Origin of the sequence: Paenibacillus sp. J45TS6, assembly GCF_018403285.1 — a bacterium.
Taxonomy (GTDB): Bacteria; Bacillota; Bacilli; order Paenibacillales; family Paenibacillaceae; genus Paenibacillus.
On the sequence record NZ_BOSJ01000024.1, the window covers coordinates 22,766 to 47,716 of the forward strand.

Annotated in this window: 20 protein-coding genes and 1 riboswitch; of the genes, 16 read left to right on the top strand and 4 right to left on the bottom strand. The window is 41.0% G+C overall.

The window, feature by feature from the left end:
- Window positions 1–114 precede the first annotated feature (114 nt).
- The 4 genes from KJS58_RS22490 (at window position 115) to KJS58_RS22505 (ending at window position 5,681) form a co-directional block, all read left to right on the top strand.
- Window positions 115–1,005 carry an ABC transporter permease gene (locus KJS58_RS22490; protein ID WP_213535688.1) on the top strand — a complete coding sequence of 297 codons (891 nt, stop codon included), beginning with the start codon at window positions 115–117 and terminating at the stop codon, window positions 1,003–1,005.
- 28 nt (window positions 1,006–1,033) lie between these two features.
- A complete protein-coding gene (locus KJS58_RS22495) occupies window positions 1,034–1,912 on the top strand; it encodes a carbohydrate ABC transporter permease (protein ID WP_213535689.1) in 879 nt (292 codons plus the stop codon).
- A gap of 69 nt (window positions 1,913–1,981) precedes the next feature.
- Window positions 1,982–4,072, top strand: coding sequence for a beta-galactosidase (locus KJS58_RS22500; RefSeq protein WP_213535691.1), 2,091 nt, complete (start codon window positions 1,982–1,984; stop codon window positions 4,070–4,072).
- Window positions 4,073–4,247: 175 nt separating this feature from the next.
- Complete coding sequence (locus tag KJS58_RS22505) at window positions 4,248–5,681, top strand: NAD-dependent malic enzyme (protein ID WP_213535692.1); 1,434 nt, start codon at window positions 4,248–4,250, stop codon at window positions 5,679–5,681.
- A 74-nt stretch (window positions 5,682–5,755) separates the two neighbouring features.
- On the opposite strand, the gene KJS58_RS22510 is transcribed toward KJS58_RS22505, so the two are convergent.
- Window positions 5,756–6,976, bottom strand: a complete 1,221-nt coding sequence (locus tag KJS58_RS22510) for a stalk domain-containing protein (protein ID WP_213535695.1) — start codon at window positions 6,974–6,976, stop codon at window positions 5,756–5,758.
- Between the two features lie 370 nt (window positions 6,977–7,346).
- Between KJS58_RS22510 and KJS58_RS22515 the strand changes: the two genes are divergently transcribed.
- From KJS58_RS22515 to KJS58_RS22535, 5 genes are all read left to right on the top strand, one after another.
- Entirely contained in the window at window positions 7,347–8,411 is a 1,065-nt protein-coding gene (locus tag KJS58_RS22515) for an FUSC family protein (RefSeq protein ID WP_213535696.1), read from the top strand.
- Between the two features lie 108 nt (window positions 8,412–8,519).
- Window positions 8,520–8,990 (top strand): pyridoxamine 5'-phosphate oxidase family protein, encoded by a 471-nt coding sequence (locus KJS58_RS22520; RefSeq protein ID WP_213535697.1) that lies wholly within the window; start codon window positions 8,520–8,522, stop codon window positions 8,988–8,990.
- Window positions 8,991–9,020: 30 nt separating this feature from the next.
- Window positions 9,021–11,390, top strand: coding sequence for an RNA polymerase recycling motor HelD (gene helD, locus KJS58_RS22525; RefSeq protein WP_213535698.1), 2,370 nt, complete (start codon window positions 9,021–9,023; stop codon window positions 11,388–11,390).
- A gap of 264 nt (window positions 11,391–11,654) precedes the next feature.
- Window positions 11,655–13,472, top strand: a complete 1,818-nt coding sequence (gene ade / locus KJS58_RS22530; protein ID WP_249717830.1) for an adenine deaminase — start codon at window positions 11,655–11,657, stop codon at window positions 13,470–13,472.
- A gap of 266 nt (window positions 13,473–13,738) precedes the next feature.
- A riboswitch (cyclic di-GMP riboswitch) is annotated at window positions 13,739–13,831 on the top strand.
- Window positions 13,832–13,859: 28 nt separating this feature from the next.
- Complete coding sequence (locus tag KJS58_RS22535; protein ID WP_213535699.1) at window positions 13,860–14,792, top strand: hypothetical protein; 933 nt, start codon at window positions 13,860–13,862, stop codon at window positions 14,790–14,792.
- 52 nt (window positions 14,793–14,844) lie between these two features.
- Here the strand turns inward: KJS58_RS22535 and KJS58_RS22540 are convergent, their stop codons facing one another.
- The gene (locus KJS58_RS22540) at window positions 14,845–15,768 is read right to left on the bottom strand and encodes a helix-turn-helix transcriptional regulator (RefSeq protein ID WP_213535701.1); all 924 of its coding nucleotides are present in this window, start codon (window positions 15,766–15,768) and stop codon (window positions 14,845–14,847) included.
- A gap of 201 nt (window positions 15,769–15,969) precedes the next feature.
- Here KJS58_RS22540 and yicI point away from each other — a divergent pair, with 201 nt between their 5' ends.
- Window positions 15,970–18,288 (top strand): alpha-xylosidase, encoded by a 2,319-nt coding sequence (yicI, locus tag KJS58_RS22545; RefSeq protein WP_213535702.1) that lies wholly within the window; start codon window positions 15,970–15,972, stop codon window positions 18,286–18,288.
- A gap of 188 nt (window positions 18,289–18,476) precedes the next feature.
- Window positions 18,477–19,757 carry a bacillibactin exporter BcbE gene (bcbE, locus tag KJS58_RS22550; RefSeq protein WP_213535703.1) on the top strand — a complete coding sequence of 427 codons (1,281 nt, stop codon included), beginning with the start codon at window positions 18,477–18,479 and terminating at the stop codon, window positions 19,755–19,757.
- A gap of 59 nt (window positions 19,758–19,816) precedes the next feature.
- On the opposite strand, the gene KJS58_RS22555 is transcribed toward bcbE, so the two are convergent.
- Window positions 19,817–21,013: an MFS transporter gene (locus KJS58_RS22555; protein WP_213535704.1), complete on the bottom strand. Its 1,197-nt coding sequence runs from the start codon at window positions 21,011–21,013 to the stop codon at window positions 19,817–19,819.
- A gap of 70 nt (window positions 21,014–21,083) precedes the next feature.
- The gene (locus KJS58_RS22560) at window positions 21,084–21,551 is read right to left on the bottom strand and encodes a MarR family winged helix-turn-helix transcriptional regulator (protein ID WP_249717832.1); all 468 of its coding nucleotides are present in this window, start codon (window positions 21,549–21,551) and stop codon (window positions 21,084–21,086) included.
- Between the two features lie 202 nt (window positions 21,552–21,753).
- Between KJS58_RS22560 and KJS58_RS22565 the strand changes: the two genes are divergently transcribed.
- The 5 genes from KJS58_RS22565 to KJS58_RS22585 all read left to right on the top strand — a co-directional run bounded on the left by KJS58_RS22565 (window position 21,754) and on the right by KJS58_RS22585 (window position 24,898).
- On the top strand, window positions 21,754–22,230 hold the full coding sequence (locus KJS58_RS22565; protein WP_213535706.1) for a GNAT family N-acetyltransferase: 477 nt from the start codon (window positions 21,754–21,756) through the stop codon (window positions 22,228–22,230).
- A 75-nt stretch (window positions 22,231–22,305) separates the two neighbouring features.
- Window positions 22,306–22,920: a TraX family protein gene (locus KJS58_RS22570; protein ID WP_249717834.1), complete on the top strand. Its 615-nt coding sequence runs from the start codon at window positions 22,306–22,308 to the stop codon at window positions 22,918–22,920.
- A 181-nt stretch (window positions 22,921–23,101) separates the two neighbouring features.
- Window positions 23,102–23,773 (top strand): ribose-5-phosphate isomerase RpiA, encoded by a 672-nt coding sequence (rpiA, locus tag KJS58_RS22575; RefSeq protein ID WP_213535707.1) that lies wholly within the window; start codon window positions 23,102–23,104, stop codon window positions 23,771–23,773.
- A gap of 62 nt (window positions 23,774–23,835) precedes the next feature.
- Window positions 23,836–24,363 carry a GNAT family N-acetyltransferase gene (locus KJS58_RS22580; RefSeq protein WP_306433111.1) on the top strand — a complete coding sequence of 176 codons (528 nt, stop codon included), beginning with the start codon at window positions 23,836–23,838 and terminating at the stop codon, window positions 24,361–24,363.
- 76 nt (window positions 24,364–24,439) lie between these two features.
- A complete protein-coding gene (locus KJS58_RS22585) occupies window positions 24,440–24,898 on the top strand; it encodes a MarR family winged helix-turn-helix transcriptional regulator (protein WP_213535708.1) in 459 nt (152 codons plus the stop codon).
- Window positions 24,899–24,951: the final 53 nt, after the last annotated feature.

The following is a 24,951-nucleotide window of genomic DNA, read 5'->3' on the forward strand; positions in this document are numbered from 1 at the left end:
TTCGATTGTAAGACTACCACGATAAACTCCCGAAAAGCAGCATGCATTCATTCATGCATGCTGCTTTTCTTCACTCAAAATGAGCTGGGAGACGAAAATTAGGAGGAAAAGTGGATGAAAATGTTGAAAAAAACATGGCCTTTCCATGTAATGCTGCTGCCTGCCATGATCTTCTTATTTTTATTTAGTTATCTGCCAATGGGCGGGATCGTCATGGCTTTTCAAGATTATAAACCTTGGGAAGGGATCTCAGGTTCTGCATGGGTAGGACTTGATAACTTCCGCTATTTATTCGAGAGAGATGACAGTGTTCAGGTTATCTGGAACACACTTGTCATTGCTGTAGCGAAGATGATCTTCAATCTTCTTGTTCCCTTTGTGTTTGCCATCCTGCTGAACGAGATTAGACAAGTTGGACTTCAGCGCTCTATACAAACTCTTGTATATCTGCCTCACTTTCTATCTTGGGTAATTCTTGGAGGAATTCTGGTGGACTTGCTTGCTCCAGGGGGCTTGGTAAACCGAGTACTTGGAGAGTTCGGGATTAACCCCATCCTATTTTTAGGGGATAACAATTGGTTCCGTTTCACAGTAATTTTATCGGATGTCTGGAAAGAATTTGGCTACAACACCATTATATTCTTGGCGGCTCTTGCCACAATCAATCCTTCTTTATATGAAGCTGCTGAGATGGATGGAGCAACTCGCTTTAAACAAACACTTCATATTACGATCCCTTCCTTAATTCCAATCACGATTGTGGTGGGAACGCTTGCTTTGGGGAATGTGCTTAATGCCGGATTTGACCAAATCTTTAACCTCTATAATCCGCTTGTATATGAAACAGGAGATATTATTGATACCTTTGTATACCGCACTGCGATTCTAAACGGAGAGATGGGCTTTGGTACAGCCATTGGATTGTTTAAATCCGTGATTAGTATGGTCCTTATCTTAATCTCCTATAGACTTGCCTACAAGTGGGCAGGGTACCGTATCTTCTAAATAAAGGATAAGAGAGGAAGGAAAAACTGTGTATCATAAATCAAAATCATACCGTGTCTTTAACGTTGTTAATACGATTTTCCTTATTATTTTATCTGTACTATGTATCGTTCCGCTTATACACGTACTTGCCATTTCGTTTAGTAGTAAAGCAGCGGCCGATGCCAATATTGTATCGCTAATTCCGATTGATTTTTCTTTAGAAGCTTATAAAAAGACAATAAATAATCCTGCGTTTCTTAGATCAATCATGATTTCGGTAGCACGTACCATCGTTGGTACGCTCATTACACTCGTGATTACGTTTTTAGCGGCTTATCCGCTATCTAAAGAGAACAGCGCTTTTAGAAGCCGTACGGTTTATTCCTGGATCTTCGTATTCAGTATGGTGTTTAATGGAGGACTTGTACCGTTTTACGAAGTTATTCAATCCCTTCATTTGATGAATACATTCTGGGTACTGGTTCTGCCGTCAGCTGTAAATACATTTCTCGTAATTCTGATGCTGAACTTCTTTAGAGGCATCCCGAAAGAACTCGAAGAGGCATCTCTTATGGATGGAGCAGGACATTTCCGAACTTTGTTCTCGGTATACCTTCCCATTTCACTGCCTTCGATCGCAACAATTAGTTTGTTTAGTATGGTATTTCACTGGAATTCCTGGTTTGATGGACTATTGTATATCAATAATGCAAAAGATTTCCCGCTTGCTACATTTCTGCAAACGATCATCATTCAGCGTGATATGAGCTCAATGAGTATGAATCCACAAGAGATGGAACTCATTAGCCAAACGACGGTGAAAGCAGCGCAAATCTTTATTGGAGCAGCTCCGATTCTTATTGTGTACCCATTCCTGCAAAAGTATTTTGTAAAAGGAATGACAGTGGGTTCTGTTAAAGGTTAATAGAAGACACTTTCGAATGAACATATGAAATATAAAAAGCGATGCAAATAAAGGAGAGAATACAAAATCATGATACAGAAATATCCACCTCTATTTGATAAAGCGCCTGTTATGCTGCATGGCGCTGACTATAATCCAGAACAATGGTTGAAATATCCAGAAGTACTAGAAGAAGATATTAGACTGATGAAAAAATCTCATTCTAATGTAATGTCCGTTGGTATTTTCTCTTGGGTTTCTTTGGAACCCGAGGAAGGGGTATTTACGTTTGAGTGGCTTGACCATATATTGGATTCTTTCGCTGAGAATGGAATCTATGCACTGCTTGCGACACCAAGCGGAGCGAGACCCGCATGGATGTCACAAAAATACCCAGAAGTACTGCGAGTAAGCAGTAACCGGGTTCGCAACCTGCATGGTTTCCGTCATAATCACTGTTATTCGTCTCCTGTATATCGGGAGAAAGTGAATATCATCAATACTAAACTTGCCGAGCGATACGCAAATCACCCAGCTGTTATTGGCTGGCATATCTCGAACGAACTTGGTGGAGATTGTCACTGTGATTACTGTCAGGATGCGTTTAGAAAATGGGTTAAAGATCGGTATGAAACGCTTGATGAACTGAACCATGCCTGGTGGACGACTTTCTGGAGTCATACCTATACGGATTATAGCCAGATTGAGTCTCCGGCGCCTCACGGTGAAACTCAGGTTCATGCGATGAATTTAGACTGGAAACGGTTTGTTACAGATCAAACAGTCGATTTCTTGAAGCATGAGATTGCTCCGCTTAGACAGGTGAACCCGGATTTACCGGTAACCACTAATTTTATGAGTTATTTTGACGGGCTGGATTATTGGAAATTTGCTGATGTCCTTGATGTTCTATCCTGGGATAGTTATCCGACATGGCATGATACAGAGCAAGATGATAGCAAGCAGGCAGCTTCGGTTGCATTAATGCATGATATCGTACGTACGATTAAAGGCGGCAAACCATTCATGCTGATGGAAAGCACACCTAGCATGACGAACTGGCAAGATGTCAGCAAACTGAAAAAGCCAGGTATGCATTTGCTTTCCTCTCTTCAAGCAGTGGCACATGGATCGGACACTGTACAGTATTTTCAGTGGCGTAAAAGCCGTGGTTCCAGTGAAAAACTGCATGGCGCAGTAGTAGACCATGTAGGGAATGAACACACTCGCGTATTTAGTGAAGTAACCGAGGTGGGAAGCTGTCTACAGGAACTTCGGGATGTAGTAGGAACCGTAGTACCAGCGGAGGTTGCTATTGTTTTTGATTGGGAGAATCGCTGGGCAATAACGGATTCACAAGGACCAAGAAATATCGGAATTAAATATGATGAAACGATTCAATCACACTATAAAGTTTTTTGGGATCAAGGGATTCCTGTGGATATCATCAATATGGATGCAGATCTGTCCAAATACAAACTTGTTATTGCACCGATGCTGTACATGGTGAAAACAGGGGTTGGGGAGAGAATTGAGAAGTATGTGGAGAATGGAGGCACGTTTGTCTCTACTTATTGGTCAGGGATCGTTAATGAGAACGACTTGTGTCATTTAGGAGGATTCCCAGGACCGCTTCGTAAAACACTTGGGATCTGGTCAGAAGAAATTGATGGACTTCATGACGGACAAGTCAACCGAATTGAAGCTCTAGCTGATAATTCTTTAGGACTCACCGGCGAATATGAAGCGATTGAACTATGTGACTTGATTCATCTGGAAGGTGCGACTGCACTAGCGGTTTATGGAAGTGATTTTTATAAAGGCAGACCGGCAGCAACCGTACACTCCTTTGGAGAAGGAAAATCATATTACATCGCTTCCCGTAACTCTGAATCATTTCACAAAACATTCTATCAAGGGATTATTAAAGAAGCAGGAATTAAGAAATCCATGGAGAGTGAATTGCCAAGCGGGGTAACGGTATCCGTTCGTACAGATGGAGAGCATGATTATGTATTTGTACAGAACTATACGGGAGAAGAACAAGTTCTTCCTTTGGACGATGCGGACTACACCGAAATTGGGCTTCCATCTTCTGATCATCGTCAGTCATTGCAAGAACAGATCGTATTAGAGCCATACAGTGTTCGTGTTATAAAAAGAAAGCATATTATCAAATAATAATGAAATAATAATAAAATAATAAAACAGAAGGCGGCACTCATCTCTGATAAATACTTATCAGCAGAAGGGATGCCGCCTTCTTGTTAAATCCTGAGGCAGGAAGGAAAAGAGAAGCACCATCACGAAATGGTAAAAGAATACGATTGGAATATTATTTGCGGGAGGGAACATCATGATTCAGCGTAATCTGGATGGAAACAGTATCATTATCCGCCTTGAAATGAAAACAAAGACAATTAATTTTGGAGAAGTTGCTTCTGCCATCTCCATTGCTGGTGGAGACATTGTTGCCATTGACGTCATTTCAACCAATCAAGATGTAACGGTCCGTGATTTAACGGTAGCGATTACGGATAGTGAACAGAACAAACGAATCATTGATCAAGTTCGTAAATTAGATGGCGTTACGATTATTAATGTATCTGACCGTACATTCCTCCTGCATTTGGGCGGAAAAATCGAAATCACTCCCAAAACGCCGATTAATAACCGAGAAGATTTATCAAGGGTCTACACTCCTGATGTGGCAAGGATCTGTACTGCCATTGCAGAGGAACCGCATAAAGCTTATTCATTAACGATTAAAAGAAATACGGTAGCTGTCGTATCCGACGGCAGTGCTGTACTTGGGCTTGGCAATATCGGTCCTGAAGCCGCGATGCCTGTTATGGAAGGTAAAGCAATGTTATTCAAACAGTTTGCTGGCGTTGATGCTTTTCCGCTATGTCTGCAGACTCAAGATACTGAAGAAATTATTCGCACGATAAAAGCGATCTCGCCTGCGTTTGGAGGAATCAATTTGGAGGATATATCCTCTCCGCGTTGTTTCGAAATCGAAGAAAGATTAAACAAGGAACTTGATATTCCTGTATTTCATGATGATCAGCATGGTACAGCTGTAGTCCTGTATGCAGGTCTGATTAATGCACTTAAACTCGCAGGAAAAACGCTGGAAAATAGTAAAATCGTTATTTGTGGAATTGGAGCTGCTGGAGTAGCTTGCAGTAACATATTGTTATCCGCCGGCGCAAAACGACTCATTGGCGTCGATCGTGAAGGTGCACTCGTTCGCACTGCAGTCTATGATAATCCCGTATGGCAGAGTTATGCAGAGCGGACAAATCCAGAACTCGAGGAAGGCACACTTCATGAAGTTCTGAAAGGTGCAGATGTGTTCATTGGTGTATCCAAAGGGAACTTGCTTACAAGGGAACATATACTTACGATGGCAAAAGATCCGATCGTATTTGCGATGGCAAATCCAGTTCCTGAAATCATGCCGAGTGTAATCGAAGATATTGTGGCAGTCGCAGCCACCGGACGATCCGATTATCCGAATCAGATCAATAATGTTTTGTGTTTTCCTGGTATTTTCCGAGCCGCACTCGACTGCCGCGCTTCTGTAATTAATGAAGAGATGAAACTCGCAGCAGCCACTGCCATTGCCTCATCCATTTCAGATGAAGAACGCACAAAACACTACATTATTCCAAGCGTATTTAATGATCGTGTTGTGAAAAGTATTCGAGAACGAGTCATTGAAGCTGCGATTCAGACGGGGGTTGCAAGAAGGTTCCCCAGAAAAAACAATGAAACCAAATCATGATGAAACGCAATACTCACATGAAGGAGCTAAGATTAAGAAAAACCCGGTAAACGCATTGCGTTTCCGGGTTTATTTTAGTGTATGGACTTCGCTTCTCTTGAATCACTAAGAGAGGATCTGCTGTCGTCATCTTCATCATGTAGTTTAACGAAAGTGTCAGCAATGAGCCATTTTCCTGCTAGGTTTTGTTTCATATAGTACATACTTGTTTGATCCCCTTCGAGATCTGTTTCTTCCGCATGAACGATAGCTGTTTCGCCATCATATTGTACGATGTTAATTTCAGCAGCTGATAAGTTGTAATCCAATTCTTCGAACCAACCGTCCTCAAGAACAGAGGTTAGATCACGATAAATCCAAGTCGTAGGATCAAATGCAGATAATAAGAGCTGTTTATTCTCTGTGTTGTATCCTTTGTACTGTGTATTTAATGTTTCCTCAATAGCTGATTTTGCTTTAACCGGCACAACTGGTTTCTTACCGATGAGTTGTTCCGCTGCGTACGATTCTGAAATGACACCTTCATAGAATAACTGTAGGTTACCATTCGAAGCCTTGGTGAGTTTCAGGATCAGTTCCTGTTTGACATCAAAATAAAAAGGTCCGCTCTTCCATGTATTTGTTTTTGTTACAAACACAGTGGCTCCGTAATCGTACATGTTAACAGGATTAATGTTTGTATAGGTGACTTGACCCTGTGATTTGAAGTATTCACTGTAATCATGAATCATTTCTTCATAGAAAGGGGCATTTTTATCGATTAATGCCGACACTTTCTCAATACTGCGCTCATTTTCCGCACGACTCAGTTTGTTTAGGAAGGCATTGACTTGTGTTTTTGTTTTGTCATCGACTTTACCTGTTTCGATATGAATCGTTTTCTTTTTTTGATCCCAGATTACGTTATAACCGGTAGCTTCTGCAACAAAGCGAAGCGGAACTAACGTGCTTCCTTTACTTATGTAAGGCGCAGCAGGTAATTTTGTTCTTTGTCCATTAATGTGTGCAGATTTTTTGCCTACAATTAATTGCAGTTTGGTCTCACCATTGTCTGCGTTGATTCGTTTATCCGCATTGTTCCATTTTACTGTGTAGTCAAGTCCTTCAAAAAGCGGACGGAATTGTACAAAAGTCACTCCATTTTTAATTGTTGGCGGAACATCAAATTTCATTTCAACCTGGTCCAGATAAACTCGGATTTGGTTCTGTGCTGCAGCTGCACTTACAGTGCTGCCCATGATGGACCATACCATTACTAGTGCGAGGGTGATAAGCCCCCATTGTTTTTTTAGCATGTTGTCAACTCCTCTAGGTTGTGGGTAAGTGCACTGTCTAACTCAAATACAAGATGTATGGTTAAATCTAGTATAAGACAATGCAAACATTCAGTTTACCTTTGGAGGAAATTTAATGCAAGAAAGTTGGAACTATTTTCTAATAAAAAATAATTCAAGTGAATAAGCGTTATTTTATTAGAGGAGGGTACACCAAATACACTTTTTTTCAAAAAAATATGTTAGAAACATACTCGTAAGTCATACTAAGATATGTTACAATAAATCGTTATGCTTTTTAGGGAAATCATCTAGTACAATGCTAAACTACACATAAAACAGTAAAGAATGAAATCATCCAATAACATAAAGAAATAAGGAGGGGAGAGTCATGTCATTTGGCGCTCGTGTATTGAAAACCGGTATAGCAGTAACACTTGCCCTCTATGTAAGTATGCTGCTAGGTATCGATCAGTCACCCGTTGGTGCAGCGATCGCCGCAATTTTTGCCATGCAGCCTTCCATATACCGTTCGTGGCGGTATTTTTTGGACCAACTTCAATCTACTACGCTTGGAGCCATTGTTGCACTAGTTGGAGGAATGATATTCTCCAATGAACCGATTGCGGTGGGTGCCGCTTGCATCCTCGTTATAAGTATTTGTCTTAAACTGAACATGGGAGATACCATTGGACTCACACTGGTGACCGTTGTATCCATTATGGAAGCTTCAGGGGATTGGAATTATGCACTTAATCGATTTTTACTCACCTTAGTGGGAATTATTTGCGCATCGGTTATTAACGTAACTGTATCACCTCCAAAGCCTAAAATTCAGTTTGTTATGCAGATTCGCAGTGTATTTGACCGTATGTCGCTATTATTGCGAACTTCGATATCCGATGAAATTAAGGAATCCGTGTTCCGCGACGAAAAGAATGACCTAGAGGGCCAGATCAAATCTCTTGTAGATAAATATCGCTTATTTGAGGAAGAGACCCAAAAGCTGAGAAGAGCGAAGTTTAGTACAACAAGACAGATGGTTGTGTACAAACTCATGTTATCTAGTCTCCAAAAAGGGTACGCTGTACTTGATGCAGTAGACAGACATTATTTTCAGTCAGAGAGAACAGAGAAAACGGATGAATATTTTGACAACCACTTGGAAAAATTGATTAAATTTCATGAACATGTTCTGCTTAAATTTGAAGATAAGCTGAAACCGAACGATCATGAAGGGGAAGAGATCGTTAGGACGAATGTGGAATTTATGGAATCAGCTATAGAGCGAATTGAATTTGACAGAGAAGGAATGTTAAGGTTATCGATTGTTGCTGCTGCAATGTATGATTATGGATATCAGTTAGAACGTCTAAACAGGCTTGCTGATCACATACTCGATTCAGAAGAGTCGAAAGACAATTCAGACGGCCTTTCTGCTTGGTTGAAAAAATAGTGGTTTATTTGCATCCATTCTGTGGATTGGATACAATAATAAAACAGCCCGGACACCGACTACATTGTCCGGGTTTATTCTTTTTGTAGAGCTTGGGGGACGATCAGGATGATGAAAACCGCCATTCCAGAAGCACTGATGACACTGCTGAGCGGTGAAAATTTAAAAGATAAGCAGCGAGAGGCTTTCCTATTACAGACGGTGAACGAGGATGGCTGGCCTCACTCTGCAATGATTAGTGTGGGTGAAGTGATTGCAGCTGATCCGTATACATTTCGCCTGATGTTATGGCCAAACACGATGACCACCTTAAACCTCATGCGGAGTAAAAAAGCGCAACTCGTTATTATTTATGAAGGTCTTGTATATTATATAAAACTTCAGATGAAGCATCACTCTGCTGTTCATTCTGATGTACATACAGGAGAGCGATTCAGTGCGCATATTCATGCGTTAAAAATAGACCAAGCAAAGTATGCCGAGATTGAGACTGGAGTACAGGTCAGACTTCATAATCCCGATCGTGTAATTGATCGATGGCAGGCACAAGTTGAAATACTGAAACATAATCCATATTGACATAAAGTGGAGTACAAAGGAGAGAGCGTCTTGAGCACGGACAAAGAGTGGCAATTTGAACAAGAACGAGTAGATGAAGTAACAACACAAATACGACAAGCGATTACCAAACTCGAAAAGGAAGTCGGCTCAGTCCGCGGCGAAGTCGTTGAGATGAGAAAAGACTTCTGGGATGAAGTGACGATTAACTTCAGTGAAGCGGATGATGTTGGGGAAACCTCAACGAATTTAAGACAGCAGTCGGAAGTACTTTCTGAACGCGAACGCAGTCACAAAAATACGTTTCAAGCGCTTAGTAAAATGAATAAGCTTGTCTCGAGTCCTTACTTCGGGAGAATTGATTTTATAGAAGAAGGTTCTGAGGAGAAGGAGTCTATCTATCTCGGAATCGCCTCTTTCTTATCAGAAAAAGAACAGGATTTTCTAGTGTATGACTGGCGGGCACCGATCTCTAATTTATACTACGATGGGGCTCCCGGTCATTCTTCATATGACACTCCCTCCGGATTAATTGAAGGTGATATTACACTGAAACGCCAGTTCACCATTCGAGATGCGGATATTAAGTTCATGTTCGATACCGGGGTCACGATTGGTGATCAATTACTGCAGGCGGTATTAAGCCGGAGTTCTGACGCGACAATGAAGAGCATTGTGGCAACAATTCAGAAAGAACAAAATCAGATTATTCGAAATGATAAGAGCAAATTTCTAATCGTACAAGGAGCGGCGGGAAGTGGAAAAACATCGGCAGCTCTCCAGCGTGTTGCTTATTTATTATATAAAGATAGAGAACACCTGAAAGCAGATCAGATGATCTTATTTTCTCCGAACCCAATGTTTAACAGCTATGTGTCTACCGTACTGCCTGAGCTCGGTGAGGAAAACATGCTTCAAACTACATTCCAAGAATATTTAGAGCGCAGAATCGGCAGAGAATATCAGCTGGAAGATCCATTTGTGCAATTAGAGTATGTATTGTCGCAGAAAGCTGATCCATCTTATGAGGCTAGAATTCAAGGGATTGAATTTAAATCATCTCCGTCGTTCCTAACCATGATTACGAAATATAGAGAAATGCTGGCTCAGCGGGGCATGATGTTTAGGCCGCTGCGTTTTCTGGGCAGAGAAGTCGTATCAGCAGAACAGATCCGTATAAAGTTTTATGAATATGATCAAAGCATTCGTATTGCTAACCGTTTAGAGCTATTGAAAGATTGGCTCTTAAAAGAATTATCTCTATTCGGAAAAAGCGAACTGGATGCACCTTGGGTAGATGAACAGATTCAGCTTCTTAGTAAGGAAGATTATCACCGGGCATATCAGAGGCTGAAACGGAAACAGCAAGGCAAGAAGGAAACCTTTGATGATTATGATTTAGAGCGAGAGATTTTAGCGAAAATGGTTGTATCGGATCGGCTGAAGCCGCTGAGAAAATGGGTGAAAGCTATCCGTTTTGTGGATATGAAAAAGTTGTATCGCGCTATTTTTAATGATTCTGAGGTGCTGTCTTTCATTTCATCAGGGGTGAATTTACCTTCTGCATGGGAGGAGATTAGCCGGTTTACTACCGATCACTTACAGGCACAGGAACTGGCATATGAAGATACAACACCCTTTTTGTATTTAAAAGATTCTCTGCTTGGATTCCGGATTTTTGCAGGCATTCGCCATGTCATTATTGATGAAGCACAGGATTATTCTCCATTTCAGTTAGCGTTCTTCAAACGAATCTTTCCTCGGGCCAAAATCACGGCACTTGGTGACTTTAATCAAGCGATCTATGCGCACTCGTCTGTACTACAGGCAACAAGTCCGCTAGGTGAGATATTTGGTACGGAATCGACCGAAGTGATTCGTTTGACACGAAGCTATCGCTCGACGAAAGAAATTGTGGAATTTACAAAAGCAATGCTGCCGAATGGGGAAGAGATTGTTCCGTTTAATCGGGAAGGAGAACTGCCGACAGTTCACGAGTATAATCAATCCCTAAAAATGGAAGAAGCCATCCATCATCAATTGGAACAATTAATTTCGGAAGGTTATGAATCCATAGCTGTAATATGTAAAACAGCAGACCAAAGTAAAGATGTATATGAGAGAATGTCTAATAAACTCAGTATGCCATCGAAACTTGTCAAGAAAACAACACTCGGTTTCGACAAAGGTGTGCAGATCATCCCGGCATATCTTGCAAAAGGCGTCGAATTTGATGCTGTCATTATTTATGATGGTTCAAAAGAAATGTATGCTGCAGAAAGTGAACGGAAGCTGTTCTATACCGCTTGTACAAGAGCTATGCATTTGCTTGATATTTACTCTCTCGGTCCGGTTAGTCCGTTTATTGCGGATGTGCCTTCTGAGAAGTACAAACGAAGCAAGGAGTTACAAAGCCAATAAAAGAGAAAGCATTTCAGATGAAAATCTGGAGTGCTTTTTTTATTAGATAATTGGGAGTGAGAAGGACATTTTTCAATTAATTTACATATGATGAAAGAGATATTGTTTATCCTATGTTATATATTGGTATATAAATATAATGTTATCCAGTCCATTCAACGAAATATTGATTTTTTGAGTTAAATTTATTTACATGCGAGACCTAGACCACTATAATCGTTAACAATATATTTTTTTGGAGTAAATGAATGGGGGAGATCATACTTGAAAACAAAACGATTCGAAAGACCTGGATTAGCGGAGTGTGTAAAGGATCTAGTAGCAACTGCAAGAGGCGATTTGAAAGCTACAATGGTTATTCAAGGTGGATCTCTTGTTAATGTAATTTCTGGTGAAATCATCGAACAGATGTCGGTAGCAGTACAAGGAGCAAGAATTGCTTATGTTGGTAAAGATGTCTCACATACGATTGGGCCAGATACTGAAATTATAGATGCAACAGGAATGTATATTGCACCCGGTTTGCTTGATGGACACTGCCATATTGAAAGTACGCAGCTGAAAGTATCCGAGTTTGCGAGAGCAGTTCTGCCACTTGGAACAACAGGGGGGTTCTTTGATGCGCATGAGATCTCAAATGTACTCGGATTAAAAGGACTTAAGTACATGCTGGAGGAAGCAAGAATAACTCCGATGGCAGCATATATGCAGGCTCCTTCCTGTGTACCTTCTACAAGTCCTGAGCTTGAAACAACAGGTGCCTGGATTGGTCCAGAGGAAGTAGCAGAGGCTTTATCTTGGGGAGACGATATGATTGGACTTGGTGAAGTGATGAACTTTCCGGGTGTAGTCTATGGTGAAGATAAAATGATTGGCGAAATTGAAGCAACACTCAGAGCCGGAAAGGCAGTAGACGGTCATTTTACTTGGGCGTCTGATGATTGGAGACTTCCTGTTTACGCTGCTGCAGGCGTTACCGGAGATCATGAATGTGTAACAAAGGAAGACGTTCTAGAGCGAATTCGGCTTGGGATGTATGCAAAACTGCGTCAAGGATCTGCGTGGCATGATGTTGCGGAAACGGTAAAAGCTGCAACAGAGCTTGGTCTTGATACTCGGCGGATGATGCTCGTCACTGATGATCGAAGTTCAGAGTCCTTGCTGGAGGAAGGGCATATGAATTTTGTTGTTAGACATGCGATTTCTCAGGGGCTAAAGCCGATCACAGCTTTCCAGATGGCAACCATTAATACAGCGGAACGGTTTGGGGTTCAGCGGGATGTAGGTTCGATTACTCCTGGCTCCATTGCAGATATTATTCTATTAAAGGGACGTCTCGCGGATGTAGACGTAGATACGACGATTGCTGCCGGGCAAGTGGTGGCACGCTCAGGAAAAATGGTTGCAGAATGGGAAACCTATGTATATCCGGAGGACGCGCTGGGTACAGTTCACCTTGCAGAATCCGTCCGGCCAGAAGATTTTCGTATTACGGCCCCGATCTCTGAGGGAGAGATCAAAGCAAGAATCATTCAAGTGACAGAGAATCATGTAGAAACAAAAGAAATATGGGAACAAGTACAAGTAGAGTCTGGGTTAGTAAAACTGAGTACCGCAAAGGATATTTGTAAAATTGCCGTCATCGAAAGACATCATATGACGGGTGATAAATCCGTTGCCCTTGTTTCAGGGGTTGGATTCCATGGCCCAGCAGCTATCGCGATGACGGTAGCTCATGACAGCCACAATTTGATGGTCATTGGCACGAATGATGAACTTATGGCTGAAGCAGCTAATCGAGTAGCGACCATGCAGGGCGGAGTTGTAGTTATAACGGAAGAAGGGACAACAGAATTTCCACTGCAAATTGCGGGTCTGATGTCTACCGAACCATTTGAAGTGGTCGCATCGCAATCAGCAGGAATCAGTACTGCTTTACAAAGTGCAGGGTGTAATCTTAATAATGCATTTATGACCTTATCTTTACTTGCGTTAGTGGTTATTCCAGAACTTCGCTTATCTGATAAAGGGCTTGTTCAGATCTCCGCAGATGGAATTAAGATTGTTTCCTTATTTGAATAATATAAGTAGTTATCCTCCTGAATAGGTGAGCAGACACATGTCTGCTCACCTATTTTTTGTTTTATTTTATGAAAGTATAGTGTAATATACCTAAATGAGCCTAAAGACCTATAATCAGATTGCGTATTAATTACGAAATATATTATGTAAGGCTTTTGACCTTCTCTTTAATGAAAAAAATGAGACTTTCGTATTTCTGAAATGGTTAAGACTAGTTCAAATTATTGATCAAAGAGAAAAAGGCTGTGACTATTGGATAGTTGTGTATACACTGAGGGCAAATTTACCGAAAGGTAAAGACGCAAAGCCATAGGGTCTAAAGTGAGTCTTAGGACTTACGATGATAGCCGGTTGCCGACGTGAAAAATCGAAGGAGTGTGCAGACATATGTGGAGAAAAAACAGCAGGAAATTAAGCGCCATGATCTTGGCAACCGTTATCGCATTCGTACCATGGGCAGGAACGATCGGAGAAGTGGAAGCTACTGGAGCAATGAAAGCTACGAAGGTTACCCAATCTACTTCAGTTCCGGCGAGTCAAACTGCCACTTGGCTGTGGGATACAACGCAGATTAAAACAGCACCCGATTCTGTTCTAACCTTTGCTAAGGAGAATAACCTAAACGTTATTTATTTACAAATCAATCGTGATGTGCGGAATAAGTATTATCAAACTTTTATACATAATGCAACGCTTGCAGGAATTAAAGTGGAGATTTTAGATGGTCGTCCTTCATGGGGACTTACCAAATCCAGACAAGGTTTGGTCGATTTTATAGATTGGATTGAGAACTACCAGAATGAAGCAAGCGAGACTGAAAAATTCTCCGGGATTCATGTGGATATTGAACCTCACGTTCTTCCTGAATGGAAAGAAAACGTCGATGAGGTAGTGAAACAGTGGCAATCGAACGTAAATTATTTGACTAGTGAAGCTAAGCGTCTCAATATGGAGATCGGAGCAGATATTCCGTTTTGGCTTGATAACTATACAACTCCTGATAAAGATATGAAAATAAGCAGCTGGATGATTCGTCAGTATGATTCGGTTACCGTTATGGCTTATCGTGATAAAGCAAGTGCGATCTATGATGTGGCTTCTGATGAACTGGCTGAAGCTTCTGCTCTTGGCAAGAAAGTATCCATAGCTGTGGAAACGAATCAAAGTAATGAAGGAGATTTCATTACGTTTTATGAAGAAGGACCTGAGTATATGGCCCAGCAGCTTACATTAGTTGAACAAAAAGCTAGCATTCATAGCTCGTATTCCGGAATATCAATTCATGAATATGCCAGCTGGTTAAAGCTCGCAAGACGTTAATAAAAAAAGGTGCTAAGAGATCCTCAATGGATACTCTTTGGCACCTTTTTCTCTATGTGGTCTCATTATATTGTAAAGCTTCGATTGCGATTTGTTCATAGAAAAGTTTGCGATACTGCGAAGGAGTCAATTGTTTTTGTTTTTTGAAAAGAGTAATGAAATAACTGAGATTATCGAACCCGACTTCGAGAGCAATATCAACTACTTTATAGTTTGTATTTTCGAGCAGCTTGCAGGCTTTCTGAATTCGATAGTGATTAATATAGTCAATAGGGCTTTTCTGTACCATCTGTTTAAAAAAACGACAGAAATGTCCTTCGCTCATATTAAGGTGAGAGGCTAAATCTTTCAGCTTCATGTTTTCACTGTAATGCTCGTGTACATAACCCAGGGCAACTTTAATCCGATCAATTTTATCTGGGCTGCCTGTAACCCCCGACGCTTTATCATCCAGCTGCATTTGTTCAAACATGTCAGCGAAGATCAGATACAAATGAGCTTTTGTAGAAATTTCGAGCGTTCGACTCTTTACCTCGTGATCATGCAAAATCTGGTGGATGTAATGAAGAATTGAAGATCCCCATGCTGTGCTTTTCTTAATATGGCGCGGAGGAAGGAGTCTCTTTGTCAGTAACGGATCGAATAAATTCTCCTGCAAAGCATCATAGGAAGGTCCGGCCAGCCATCTTGAATCAAATACAATTGCTGAAAAAATACAGCGTTCGTCACCTAACAGATAACCGGCATGTATTTCTCCGCTTCCCACAAAGATAGCGTCCCCTGCACTAACCTCATATACATTCATATCTACATGAAATACAGCAGTACCTTGTTCCATGAGTATAATTTCCATTTCATCATGCCAGTGGCAATCCAGGATACTGTCCCCATTCAGCTGATTTACTTTTGGATATACACTGACAGGAAATAAAGAATGTCCATGGACTCGATTTTCACGAAGCAATTCTTTGTTCATATAAACGGTTCACGCCTCTCTTTTTTCACATATAAATCTTTATAAAATTGCAATCGCTTCCATTAATAGGCCCAGGTAGACAAATAAACGGGTAAGAATAGCTGAAAATATCAGAATAGTGATACTATTCATCAAAATATCGTAAGAAAAAACCAAATTATATCAATATCATTATAGTATAACTGAAGGGGGTAAGAAACAATGAAATTTACAGACGGATTCTGGCTAGTACGCGAAGGGTATCAAATTCAGAACCCCACTGATATTCGCGACATTGTTCAAAAGGGAGATTCAATTACGGTACATGCAGCTACAAAACGTATTTTGGTAAAAGGGGATACATTAAATGGTACGCTGCTTAAAGCGACTTATAGTTCACCGATGCCAAACGTAATTAAGGTAACTTTGAATCATCATAAAGGGAAAGTAGACCATGGTCCTGCTTTTGAAATTTATAATCAAGATACAGATGTATCTATTCATAAAGATGAGCAAGGTGCAGTACTTCAAAGCGGCAAGTTAAGTGTTCATGTGGACAAAACGAACGGATGGGATATACAGTTTCAATACGATGGCAAGCGCATCACGGGTAGCGGAAGCAGAGCAGCCGGATACATTACGGGTCCTAATAAAGAAGCATATTTCCGTGAACAACTCGATCTAGGTGTAGGCGAGTATATATATGGACTTGGCGAACGTTTCACACCCTTTGTGAAAAATGGCCAAGTGGTAGATATTTGGAATGAAGACGGCGGTACAAGCAGTGAACAAGCCTATAAAAACATTCCTTTCTACCTATCTAATAAAGGATATGGTGTATTTGTTAACCATCCTGAGCGTGTCTCTTACGAGGTGGCATCCGAGAATGTGTCCAAAGTACAATTCAGTGTGGAAGGTGAAACGCTAGAGTACTTCATCATCGGCGGCGATAATCCAAAAGACGTGCTGAATAACTACACTGCTTTAACAGGTAAACCAGCGTTGCCGCCGGCTTGGACATTTGGTCTGTGGCTGACGACTTCCTTTACTACCGATTATGATGAAGCGACAGTAAATCATTTTGTTGATGGTATGGCAGAGAGAGACTTGCCGTTATCCGTATTCCATTTTGATTGTTTCTGGATGAAAGAATATCAGTGGTCTGATTTTGTATGGGATGAAGAAATGTTCCCAGATCCAGAAGGGATGATTCGCAGACTGAAAGATAAAGGTCTCAAAATTTGTGCTTGGATTAATCCTTATATTGCCGAAAAATCCTATCTCTTTGATGAAGGTATGGAAAATGGATACCTAGTGAAAACAGCTGACGGCAGTGTATGGCAATGGGATCTGTGGCAAGCAGGCATGGGACTTGTTGATTTCACAAATCCAGATGCAGTGGAATGGTATAAGAGCAAACTGTCTGTACTCATTGACCAAGGCGTAGATTCTTTTAAAACGGACTTTGGTGAAAGAATTCCTACCGATGTTGTGTATTATGACGGATCAGATCCGGTGAAAATGCACAATTATTATACTCAACTTTACAATAAAGCGGTTTTTGAATTGCTTGAAGAGAAACTCGGTAAAAATGAGGCAGCACTCTTTGCGCGTTCCGCAACAGCAGGTGGTCAGCAATTCCCTGTACACTGGGGCGGAGATTGTTCAGCAACATACGAATCCATGGCGGAGTCCCTTCGAGGCGGTCTATCTCTAGGATTGTCTGGATTTGGATTCTGGAGTCATGATATCAGCGGCTTCGAAAACACGGCACCAGCAGATGTATATAAACGCTGGGTTCAATTTGGATTGTTATCTTCGCACAGCCGCCTGCATGGCAGCACTTCATACCGTGTACCTTGGTTGTTTGATGATGAGTCCGTTGATGTAGTTCGTGATTTCACGAAACTTAAAATCAGCCTAATGCCTTACTTGTTCCATGCAGCTAAAGACTCAACCGTACAAGGTATCCCAATGATGCGCGCTATGATGCTGGAGTTCCCGAACGATCCTGCAACATTTGGGCTGGATACACAGTATATGCTGGGGGATTCGATTCTTGTTGCTCCTGTCTTTAATATAGAAGGAGACGTAAGTTATTACCTGCCTGAAGGAACATGGACGAACTTCCTCACGGGCGATAAAGTGGCTGGTGGAAAATACATTCATGAGAACCACAGTTTCCGTACACTGCCGATGATGATAAAACCAAATAGTCTGATTGCAGTCGGTGCAGTTAACGACGTTATCGAATATGATTACGCAGATGGAGTCTCCTTGCATTTGTTTGAGCTGGCAGATCAAGCTGCTGCAGAAGCAAAGGTACTCAGCACGAAAGCTGAGGAAGAGCTGGCGGTATCGGTAAGTCGTGCAGGTTCCGAGCTGAAAGTGTCCGCAACTGGAGAAGGAAAAGCGTGGTCTCTGGTATTACGAGATATTCATGAAGTGTCGGGAGTAAACGGCGGGACTGTATCTAAAGGAGAACATGGTCTGGTATTTACACCGGAGAAGAACAACGGAATATATACGATAGAGCTCTAATATAAATTGGTAGGGAAGGCGCTGCATAAACGCAGCGCCTTCTTTTTTGTGCTTTATAACAACGATAACTGCATAATTTCAAAGAGATACAACCATATTAAGAACGTCGTTTGATCTTAATATGGTTTCGTATCCTGATCATAATTAGGGTCAAATGAATAACCGAAAGCAGCTGAGGTGGGTATGTAATGAAAGATAAGAAATGGGATCTAGCTGCTCTAGCCTCTATTCCATTTATCATGACTTTAGGTAACTCAGCCTTAATCCCTATTTTACCGAAGATCGGCAAAAAACTGGGAGTTTCTACTTTTCAAGTGAGTATGCTGATTACAGTTTATGCTGTAGTGGCCATTATTTTAATTCCCATAGCTGGGTACTTATCGGATCGTTTTGGAAGAAAAGCGATCATCATTCCCTCTCTTGCGATTGCTGCTATAGGTGGGGCTATTTCAGGACTCGCTGCCTGGTTCATGACAGACGGAGCCGCTTACTGGACAATTATAGGTGGAAGATTACTGCAAGGTATCGGTGCAGCTGGAGCTTTTCCCATTGTTATTCCACTCGTAGGGGATATGTTTGATGATGAAAAAGAAGTAAGTGCAAGTTTGGGGATTATTGAAACATCCAATACTTTTGGAAAAGTGCTCAGCCCGATCATTGGGGCAGCGCTTGGGGCCTGGTTATGGTATTCACCATTTTTAATGATTCCTACCCTCTGTATCATTTCTTTATTACTTGTCATTTTTTTAGTGAGAACACCCAAAAAACATAAAGAAGTACCACCTTTGCGGCAATTTCTTCGCTCCCTTAAAGAAGTCATGGTAGAAAAAGGGCGCTGGTTATACGCCATTTTTGCGGTGGGATGTATTTGCATGTTTGTTATTTTTGGTGTGCTTTTTTACTTATCTGAAATTCTTGAGAGCAAGTACGGTATAGATGGCATAACAAAAGGATTTGTACTGGCAATCCCCTTGGCAATGCTTTGTTTATCCTCTTTTGTGAGCGGTAAAATCATTGGCAGTCATAAATCCCGAATGAAGTGGATCGGGTTTATTGGACTTGTCATTTTGACAGCAGCTTTATTTACTATGGGTTTTTCAAAATCCATTTATTATGTAGTGGGCGTTTTTACAGTGGGAGGAATCGGTATTGGCGCAACTTTGCCATGTCTAGATACATTGATAACAGAAGGTGTAGAGAAGGAGCACAGAGGAACAATTACCTCTTTATTCAGCAGTATGCGTTTTATTGGGGTATCTCTTGGGCCGCCTATCATTTCGCTGCTGTTAAACACCTCACATTTCGTGCTGTTCTCCATATTAGCAGGTGTTGCAGCTGTAGGAGCGTTACTCACATTGTTTGCAATAAAACCGAAACAAAATGAAGGAACCGGTTCTGGAAAGAATACAGGCAGTAAGCATTATCGGTTAGGTGGGAAAAGCTTTATTCGAATTAAGCGTAAAGCATAACATAACAAAGCCCATTCCTTCGGTCGAAAGAATGGGCTTTGCTGCATATGTAATGTGATTTACATAGATGTAGTTTCATTCATTTTTGTTCTTCTAGCCTTGCTCATGTGGACGAGATAAATGACGAGTAGAAGAAGGACGAAGAGAGCTGAGTAACGAAACATCAGATTGTATCCTGTAAAAGTGGCAATGACTCCAAGTACCAATGAACCAAGAGCGATCCCGAAATCAAGCGTATTTAAAAACATACCATTCGCGAGACCTCTTTGCGCTGGGGATACGACTTGAATCATCCAGGTCTGAAAAGATGGCTGCAGTGCACCATATCCAAGTCCAAACAGGAAAGCAGAAACAAATAATCCGATAGTCGAACTAATATTAGAAAGGAGTGCAAGCCCTGTAATGACAAGTATAGATCCAGGAATTACAAGAGCAAGGTGACCTTTTGTATCATAGATGCGTCCTGCAAAAGGACGGACAATAAGAATGGCCAAAGCGTTAAATAAGAAAAATAAAGCAGCGTTATCGATCCCATTTTCTTTGCCGAACAGGGCAATAAAGCTGACAATACCACCATAAGTAACAGCGAGAAGCATATTAAGGACAGAAGGTATAATGAGAGCTTTGTTAAATCCTGTTTTCTTTTCATTAGTAAAAGGAGATTCAAAAGGTGCTTTTGGTTTCGGACTTTTCGAAGTCAGTATATAACTTAGCGGAGCGATAATGAGGATAACAAGTGCAGTAGCCCACGTAAGCACAGTAAATCCTGATGAGTTCAGTATGGCAAGTCCAATAACAGGACCAATGGACATGGCTAAACTGGTGGATAGTCCGAAATATCCCATTCCTTCACCCATTCTCTTAACGGGGATGACATCCGTGGCCATTGTAGGAAAGGCTGTGCTGCTTAACCCAAAACCAATGCCGAATATCATCCGCATGACAAGGAGTACACCCATTACAGCAGCGAAATAATAACCCAGGGTAACAAGCAAGATAATAACAATACCCCAATATATCATTTTATTTCGATTTCCTTTTTCCAGCTGTTTGGCTGAATAAATACGTGCTGCAATCGCACTTAGTGCAAAGAGGGTTGTGAATAAACTCACTTGAAATGAACTGGCTTTAAATTCTCCCTGCACGTAAGTGGGTAAGGTAGAGATAATCATGTGAAGTTGTAAGAATAGTAAAAAGTTACATAAAGTTAGTATAATGAACTCTTTGGTCCATAATCGGTTTTTCCCTAGCTGCATAATTAAGTTTAATCTCCTTCATTTCTAGAGCGGCTCTGCTCAGGAGGGGAGCTTTCGCCCTCACATCCTGTTACTTTGAGCTGTTCTTCTGTTCGTGTACTTCTTGTTGTTTTTGCACATGGTTGTGGTATTCATTTAATACTCGGAGAAAAACTTTTATGTCTTCTTCGGGAATGATCTCAGCAAAATCTGCATTTAATTTCTCTTCAAGAGGAAGAATCAAGCGGCAGAGATGAGCACCTTCATCCGTAAGGAATAGTTCATACGCTCTGCGATCGGCAGGATTCGGTTTACGAACGACTAAACTTTTCTTTTCCAACATGTCAATAATCCGTGTAGTCGTTGGTTGATCCTTATAAGCTCTTGAGGCAATTTCGCGTTGATTTAAACCTTCGTGGGAGTAGATGTGAAATAGAACAGACCATTGCTCCGTTGTAATCTCGTATTCTTTCAAAAGTTGATTCATTAAATGAACAGAACGTCTATGAGCAACACCAAGCATAAACCCAAGCGAATGTTCAAGTGTAAACTTATTCAATGTGTTAGTTAACCCTCCTCTATAAAATACTTGTTATACTAATATTATTAAATGTTTTTATTCGTGTCAAAGAATTTTATAAATCAAGCTACACAAAATTTTTTCCAGATCATGCAAACTTTTCGATGTAAATTATATATAACAAAGCATGAATGTTTCTTATAATCTAAGAGTGAACTAAAATGAGAGAAGAGGGATTCCCATGACTAATAGGGACAAGCTGACTATAAAACGCGCCGAAAAAAAGGATATATCTGCACTTGCAATTTTATTTGATGAGTACCGTGTATTCTATGAACAGGAGTCTGATCCAAAGGGTGCTGAAGTTTTTTTGATGGAGAGAATGGAAAATGAGCAATCTGTCATTTTTTACGCTGAGATAAAAGGAACAGATGAGCCCGTTGGTTTTGTACAACTATATCCCTCCTTTTCGTCCATTTCCCTTCAGTCTCTGTGGATCTTAAATGATCTCTATGTAAGAAAAGAAGCTAGAAGATTGGGAGCTGGAAGAGCTCTGCTTCAAGAAGCAGAACATTTGGCCCGCCTTACAGGAGCAAAAGGACTGACTTTATCCACTTCAGCACATAATAGTGCAGCCCAGAAGTTATATGAGTCTGAAGGATACATACGAGACAATGAATTTTGGCATTATAATCTTCTTACAATTACAAAATCTTGATTGTATACCCAGGGTTCGTTGTAATCCGAAGAATCCTTATGGCATAATACAGCTACGGAACATAAGGAGGGATTCATGCTGTACTGGATTGCAATGCTTACCATGTTGATTGATCATATAGGTGCTATTTTTTATCAGGATCAAGGCATATTTCGGATCATTGGAAGGCTTGCCTTTCCGATTTATGCGTTTTCGACATATCTTGGTTATAAATACACAAGGAATATGAAACGCTATACTTACCGTTTACTTCTTCTGGCTATCATTTCGCAGATCCCATTTATGCTTGCTTTTCAGCATTCTAATTTGAATGTAATCTGGACACTGTTGTCCTCGCTGCTTGTTCTTCAGCTGCTGGATAAGTCCCAAAGTGGAATCAGTAAAGTTCTGATTGTTATGATCTCTGGTATTCTCATGGAATTATCCACGATGGACTATGGGATCTATGGTCTCTTCCTGATTCTAATCTTTAGATACACGGAAGGTATGGTCATGGTGGGTGCTCATTTGCTACTTAATATTGCGGATATGGTGGTATCTGAACTTCAAATCTGGAGCACGCTAGCGACGGTATATATTGCTTTCTTAATGGATAAGGGAGCTTCATTTCGCTCTACTGTTCCGCGCTGGCTATGGGTAAGTTTCTATCCGTTACATCTTGCTGTACTTGCGGTCATTCGAATCGTTTAACACGGAAACGAAAGCTGCCTATTATAATAGGCAATATAGAGTACATATCTTGTGCTGTTTTTTTTATGGTGATATTCCTTCATGAATATGAATCGGTTACAATAGAACATAAGTTGGATCTATTCCACGAAGTGGTATGATGATTTGTTTTGCTAAACATAGATTGGGAGTTGAGAATTTAGTGGAACTAAAAAAAGCAGCAGCAGAAAGAGCAGTGGATTTCGTTAAAGATGGAATGAAGGTAGGACTAGGTACAGGATCTACGGCCTATTGGGCTATTAAACGCCTGGGCGAAAGAATTAAGGAAGAAGGATTGAATATTCAGACAGTAGCTACATCGAAAGCTTCTGAGGATCAGGCGCGGGAATTGGGAATTCCCCTCATTCCTTTTGCTGAGATGGGTAGACTTGACCTTACGATTGATGGTGCTGATGAAGTCGATGGCAGATTAAATCTGATTAAAGGTGGCGGCGGTGCGCTTCTGCGCGAGAAAATTGTTGCCACGAACAGCAGACGACTCATCATTGTAGTGGATGAGAGCAAAGTTGTTCATACGCTTGGTAAATTCCCATTGCCTGTTGAGATTGTTCCGTTTGCACATGAATGGACATTTCAGGCCCTTGATCAGCTTGGCTGCCGTCCACAGTGGCGCATGAACGGTGAAGAGAAATATGTGACGGATAACGGAAACTATATTGCAGACTGTCTGCTTGGACGCATCTCTAATGCAGAGGCTCTTAATCAAAAATTAAATATGATTCCAGGTGTCGTTGATAATGGTCTGTTCGTCGATCTGGCGGATACCGTGGTAGTGTCACACAGTGACGGGTCAATTGAGCTCAAAAAAAGGTAACTTCTTTTTCAAAGAGAGGAAGATAAGTCATCGGACAAATTCTCCTGAAGCTAGATGATGTAATTCTACGCACCATAGAAGAACAAGATATCGATGATTTATATCAATTCATATATGGTGAAACGAATCCGGAATGGAAAAAGTGGGATGCACCCTATTATCCCTTAGTGCATGAGAGCCGGGAAGGTTTTCGTAAAACAGTCGAAAAGGCATCTTCAAAGGAAGTACCTTCTTGGGTCATTATGGAAGTAAGTGGTCAGATTATAGGGAGTTTATCCTATTATATTGAAGATCCTCAGTCGATGTGGATCGAGACTGGGATCGTTATGTACCAAGCAGCGGACTGGAATAAAGGATGCGGTACAAAAGCCATGAAATGCTGGATTACTTATTTGTTTCAAGTTCTCCCTATTGTTCGTATAGGTCTTACTACATGGTCTGGAAATGTAAGAATGATGAGTGTGGGTACAAAGCTAGGGATGCAAGTAGAAGGCCGTATGCGGAAGTGCAGAATTGTAGATGGAATCTATTATGATTCGATCCGAATGGGGATGTTGCGGGAGGAATGGGAAGCACGCCATTCATCCTAATGATTCACTCCATGATCCAAGTGTAAAGTGGAAACAATGGATATTTTTATTGATAGAGGCTATTGGAGGCAAGGTTATGTCTAATTTACGCGATGAGAGAGATCTATCGCTTCAGTTGTTTGTGGTTCTAGCCAGAGCCTACAACTCTGTAACTGCAAGATCTAATCGAGACATTCAGAGTCATGGGCTGAATACGACGGAATTCGGAGTGCTTGATTTGTTATATCATAAGGGACCTCAACCGCTGCAAAAGATTGGGGAAAAGGTACTTATGTCAAGCGGTAATATTACTTATGTAGTGGACAAGCTGCAAAGCAAAAATTTGCTACTACGCAGAGCTTCCTTGGAAGATAGAAGGGTAATCTTTGCAGAACTGACGGATGAGGGAACTGCTTTTTTTGAGCGTATTTTTCCAGGGCATCATGAAGTCATTAAAGAAGCAGAGCAAGGACTAACCGATGATGAGAAAATAGAAGCGATTCGTCTGCTGAAAAAGCTTGGATTATCGGCTAGTGGACGAGAAATAGAAAGATGAAATTCGTATGTTAAACCGACCTCAATAAGGTCGGTTTTCTTTTGATTGAAATT